General features: G+C 64.9%; 5 protein-coding genes. 1 reads left to right on the forward strand and 4 read right to left on the reverse strand.

Annotated elements, in window-relative coordinates:
• The 4 genes from ACE3OH_RS20310 to ACE3OH_RS20325 all read right to left on the reverse strand — a co-directional run.
• A partial coding sequence (locus ACE3OH_RS20310) for a hypothetical protein (RefSeq protein ID WP_374357422.1) occupies nucleotides 1-725 on the reverse strand: 725 nt, incomplete at its 3' end.
• Nucleotides 725-1678 (reverse strand): MlaD family protein, encoded by a 954-nt coding sequence (locus ACE3OH_RS20315; RefSeq protein WP_374357424.1) that lies wholly within the window; start codon nucleotides 1676-1678, stop codon nucleotides 725-727. The genes ACE3OH_RS20310 and ACE3OH_RS20315, both read right to left, overlap by 1 nt.
• Nucleotides 1675-2214 carry a hypothetical protein gene (locus ACE3OH_RS20320; RefSeq protein ID WP_374357426.1) on the reverse strand — a complete coding sequence of 180 codons (540 nt, stop codon included), beginning with the start codon at nucleotides 2212-2214 and terminating at the stop codon, nucleotides 1675-1677. Before ACE3OH_RS20320 ends, ACE3OH_RS20315 begins: the two co-directional genes overlap by 4 nt.
• Nucleotides 2211-2924 (reverse strand): MlaE family ABC transporter permease, encoded by a 714-nt coding sequence (locus tag ACE3OH_RS20325; protein WP_374357428.1) that lies wholly within the window; start codon nucleotides 2922-2924, stop codon nucleotides 2211-2213. The genes ACE3OH_RS20320 and ACE3OH_RS20325 overlap by 4 nt, the downstream gene beginning before the upstream one ends.
• Before the next feature lie 132 nt (nucleotides 2925-3056).
• Here ACE3OH_RS20325 and trxB point away from each other — a divergent pair, with 132 nt between their 5' ends.
• Nucleotides 3057-4010, forward strand: a complete 954-nt coding sequence (gene trxB, locus ACE3OH_RS20330; protein WP_374357429.1) for a thioredoxin-disulfide reductase — start codon at nucleotides 3057-3059, stop codon at nucleotides 4008-4010.
• Nucleotides 4011-4116 lie beyond the last annotated feature (106 nt).

Genomic DNA, 4116 nt, shown 5'->3' on the forward strand with positions numbered 1-4116 from the left:
GACGCCAGCGGGTCGCCAGTCTGGCGTGCCAGACTGGCCAGCTCGCGCAAGTCGGCCAGAATTGCCACCGGGCGCGCCAATTGGCGATCGAGCTGCAGAGCCTGTTGCAAGCTCGGCGCAGCGAGATCGAACTTGCCCAGCAGGCGTGCCGCCCGCCCCTGCAGCCGCAGGGCGTTGGCGCGCTCGCCAGGCTCGATCTGCGCTTGCGCCAGCGCAGCAGCGGCGAACCGGGCCACCTCCTGCCAGTCGCCCGCCTTCAGCGCCAAACGGGCGCGCAAATTCAGCACTGCTGCCTGCAAGGCCGGCGCGCCAGGCAATTGCTGCGCCGCATCGAGCGATAGCGCCGCCTGCTGCGGCTGCCCTGCTGCCTCATCCAGCAAGGCCAACTGGTAATGCGCCTCCGCCTTCAAGCGTGCCGGATACATCACTCCAGCCAGCAGCGCATCGAGCTGCGCGCGCGCCTGGGCTGCCTGGCCCATCGCCTGTAGCGCCTGCGCCTGCCCGAGCAGGGCGCTGCCGGCATTGTCCCAGTCGTCCAGCGCGGCATAGCGGCGCGCCGCCTCCTGCCACAGCTGCTGCGCCTTGGCCCAGCGTGCTTCGCCACCGGCGCGACTTGCGGCCATGGCGCTATCGCGTGCCGCGCGCGCCAGCGACGGCTCAGGCGGCAGTGGTGTGCCGCAGGCGGCAAGCGCCAGGGCCAGTATCAGCATGGTCAGGGCCCTCATCAGCGCACTCCCTGGCTATCGCTACGCGCCGGCATGGCCGGCGTTGGCGCCAGCAGACGATTCATCGGCCAGCTGCCATTCACCGCATCGACGCTGTCATTGCCCTTGCGCAGCAGATCGCGCCCGTCGCGCACCAGCTCGACGCTATCGGGCCCGAGCTGTTGCAACAATTCGTGCGCGTACTTGCTGCTTTGCTGCAGATTGCCAAGCGTCTGGTCGGTCTTGTCGAGCAAACCGGGCAGACGGCCCGACACCGTCTGCAAGGCCGCGTCGGCATGCTCCAGCGTCTGCCGGGTGGACGCCAGTACCGCCGGCACCTCCTTGCCGGACAGGCGATTCACATTATCGAGCGCGCTATTGAGCCGCTCGCGGGTATCGTTGAGCCCGGCGGTAAAGCTGCGCAGATTGGCAATGGTCTGGTTCAGGTCGCCCTGCGGATCATTCAGCCGGCGCATTTCGCCCTCCACCTCGCGTATCACCGGCATGGCGCGGTCATGCACCTCGCGCAGGATATCGTCCATGCTGCGCGCCGGAATGAATTCCAGCTCGGCATTGGCCTGTACCTGTGGCCGCTTCAAGTCGCCCAGGCCGACATCGATATAGCCATCGCCAATCAGTCCATCCTTGCCGACCCGGCCGACCGAATCGGGGCGTATCCAGCGCAGATAGCGGTTCTCGATCTGCACGCCGATACGCACCCGCCCCTTGTCATCCAGCACCAGGCTGCTGACTTCGCCGATGGTGAAGCCGGAAAACTTCACCGCCATGCCTAGTCGCAAGTCGGTGCCGGAGTCGCTGACAAACACCAAGGGCGTCTTCGGTTCGAAATAGCCCTGACGCCAGGCAAACAGCAGGATCACCGCCAGGGCGCCGGCCAGGGCAGTGAGGCCGAATGCAGCCAGCTTCAGCGGCAGTGCGCGAAAGCGCGCGTCGGTTTCAAGCACGATGGTCATGCAATACCTTCTGTCTCGATGGCGGCAAAAGCCCCCCAGATGGCCGCCGGGCAGGCCGGGCCGATCACCAGCCAGCCCGCTTCAGGGCAGTATCGCGCAAACTGCTGCGCCAGCCTGTCCGCCATCTCGTCTTCAAACTGACTGAACCATTCGCTATCAGCCACGATCAGGCGGGGCGCCGACATCAGCGTGCGCACGGCACATACCAGGGCGCGCTGGCGCCGGTTCAGATGATCGACCCTGGCCTGCAGCAGCAGCTGTGGCGCCGGCTCGCCGAACCCGGCGAACAGGGTACACAGTCGCTGTAACTCCGCCTGGGTCGGCGCCCCCATACCAAAGCCTGCGATCAGCAATACATTTTCCCATACGCGCAAATTGGCCAGCAGCCCGCCACTGGCCGGCAACCAGCCGCGCGGCGCGCTTACATCATCGAGCAAGCGGTATAACAGGGCATCGCGCGCGGCGCTGGCCGGCGCTGCCGTGCAAGGGCACCAGTGCCGGGCGCCGCCGGAAAACGGCCGGGAAAGCTCGTTCATGCGTAACGCCCCAGCAAGATAAACAGCAAATCCAGCGCAAACAGGCTGGCCAAGGCGCGCATCACCGCACTCGATGCCGCCACCGGCACATCGGTCGGCGTGCCGTTGCTGGCCAGGCCACGCGCGCAGGCCACCCCGGCCAGCAAGGCGCCAAACGCCAGGCTCTTGGCCAGACACAGCGCCACCGTTGCCGGGGACAAGACCAATGAGAGGCGCAGCAGTTCATGGCGCCAGCCAAAGCCCGCCACCCCCAGGGCACCCGCCACAATCGCCACCAGGGCAAAATAAAAGGTCAGCGCGGTGGCCGACAGCAACATGCCCAGCACCCGTGGCAGCACCAGAAAGCCGCCGATATCGACACCCAAGGCGGTCAGCGCACGGATTTCGCCATGCATGCGCATCAGCGCCAGCTCGCTCGCCATGGCCGAACTGGAGCGCGCGGTCAGCAAGATGGCAGTAAGCAGGGGAGCCAATTCGGTCAGGGTGATCGAGGCCAGCAAACGCAAGGCACCCTCGCCGCTCTGGCCGATCTGGTAATGCAATTGCGAGGCGACGATGCCGCCCACCGCCGTGCCGACAAACAGCACCACCGGCAGCGCCTGGATACCGGAGAAATACACTTGGCGCGCCAAGGCACGGCGCACCGGCCAGTGGCGCAAGGCACCGACGCTCAGCAGCACGCTCCGCCAGAATCGCAAGGGTTTCAACACGGCTGGCCCACGACTATCGCCCACATTGGAAGATTCAATTTAATGTCCCTGATACCGGCGGCTTATACTATCGGCCGATTCGCCAGTCTGGCGATATTCGCCTGATCCAAGCATCCAGCAAAGGAATATGCCATGTCCACTAGCAAGCACAGCAGCCTGTTGATCCTCGGCTCCGGCCCGGCCGGCTACACTGCCGCCGTCTACGCTGCCCGCGCCAACCGCAAGCCCCTGTTGATCACCGGCATGGCACAAGGCGGCCAGCTGATGACCACCACCGATGTGGACAACTGGCCGGCCGATGCCGATGGCGTGCAAGGCCCCGAGCTGATGCAGCGCTTTCAGAAGCATGCCGAGCGTTTCGGCACCGAAACGGTGTTCGACCATATCCACACCGCCAAGCTCACCGAAAAGCCGATCCGCCTGATTGGCGACGCCGGCGAATATACCTGCGATGCCCTGGTCATTGCGCCTGGCGCGTCAGCGCAATACCTGGGCCTGCCTTCGGAAGAAGCGTTCCACGGCAAGGGCGTGTCGGGCTGCGCCACCTGTGACGGCTTCTTTTACCGCAACCAGGAAGTGTGCGTGGTGGGTGGCGGCAATACCGCCGTGGAAGAGGCACTGTATCTGGCCAATATCGCCAGCCATGTCACCCTGATCCACCGCCGCGATACCTTCCGCGCCGAAAAGATCCTGATCGACCATCTGATGGAAAAAGTGGAAAGCGGCAAGATCAGTCTGGCGCTCAACCACACCCTGGACGAAGTGCTGGGCGACAACACCGGCGTGACCGGCGTGCGCATCAAGTCCACCACCGATGGCAGCACCAAGGACCTCAAACTGACCGGTTGCTTCATTGCAATCGGCCACAAGCCCAATACCGACATTTTTGCCGGCCAGCTGGAAATGAAGAACGGCTATATCGTCACCAAGAGCGGCAATGAAGGCAACGCCACTGCCACCAGCATCCCCGGTGTGTTTGCCGCGGGCGACGTGCAGGACCATATCTACCGCCAGGCGATCACCAGCGCCGCCACCGGCTGCCAGGCCGCGCTCGACGCGGACAAGTATCTCGACAGCCTGAAGTAATGCCTGGCTAAACCCAGGCCCGCAACACAGCGATCACCCAAGCACGCAAAGCCCCCCGTAGGCCAGCCTTCCGGGGGCGCTTTTGCCCCGGCGACATCGCTATGTT

It is taken from the genome of Chitinimonas sp., assembly GCF_041904975.1.
Lineage (GTDB): Bacteria > Pseudomonadota > Gammaproteobacteria > Burkholderiales > Chitinimonadaceae > Chitinimonas.

Coding starts and splice junctions, on each gene's coding strand:
- ACE3OH_RS20320 (WP_374357426.1), bottom strand. CDS start 2,214: ATGAACGAGCTTTCCCGGCCGTTTTCCGGCGGCGCCCGGCACTGGTGC.
- ACE3OH_RS20315 (WP_374357424.1), bottom strand. CDS start 1,678: ATGACCATCGTGCTTGAAACCGACGCGCGCTTTCGCGCACTGCCGCTG.
- trxB (WP_374357429.1), top strand. CDS start 3,057: ATGTCCACTAGCAAGCACAGCAGCCTGTTGATCCTCGGCTCCGGCCCG.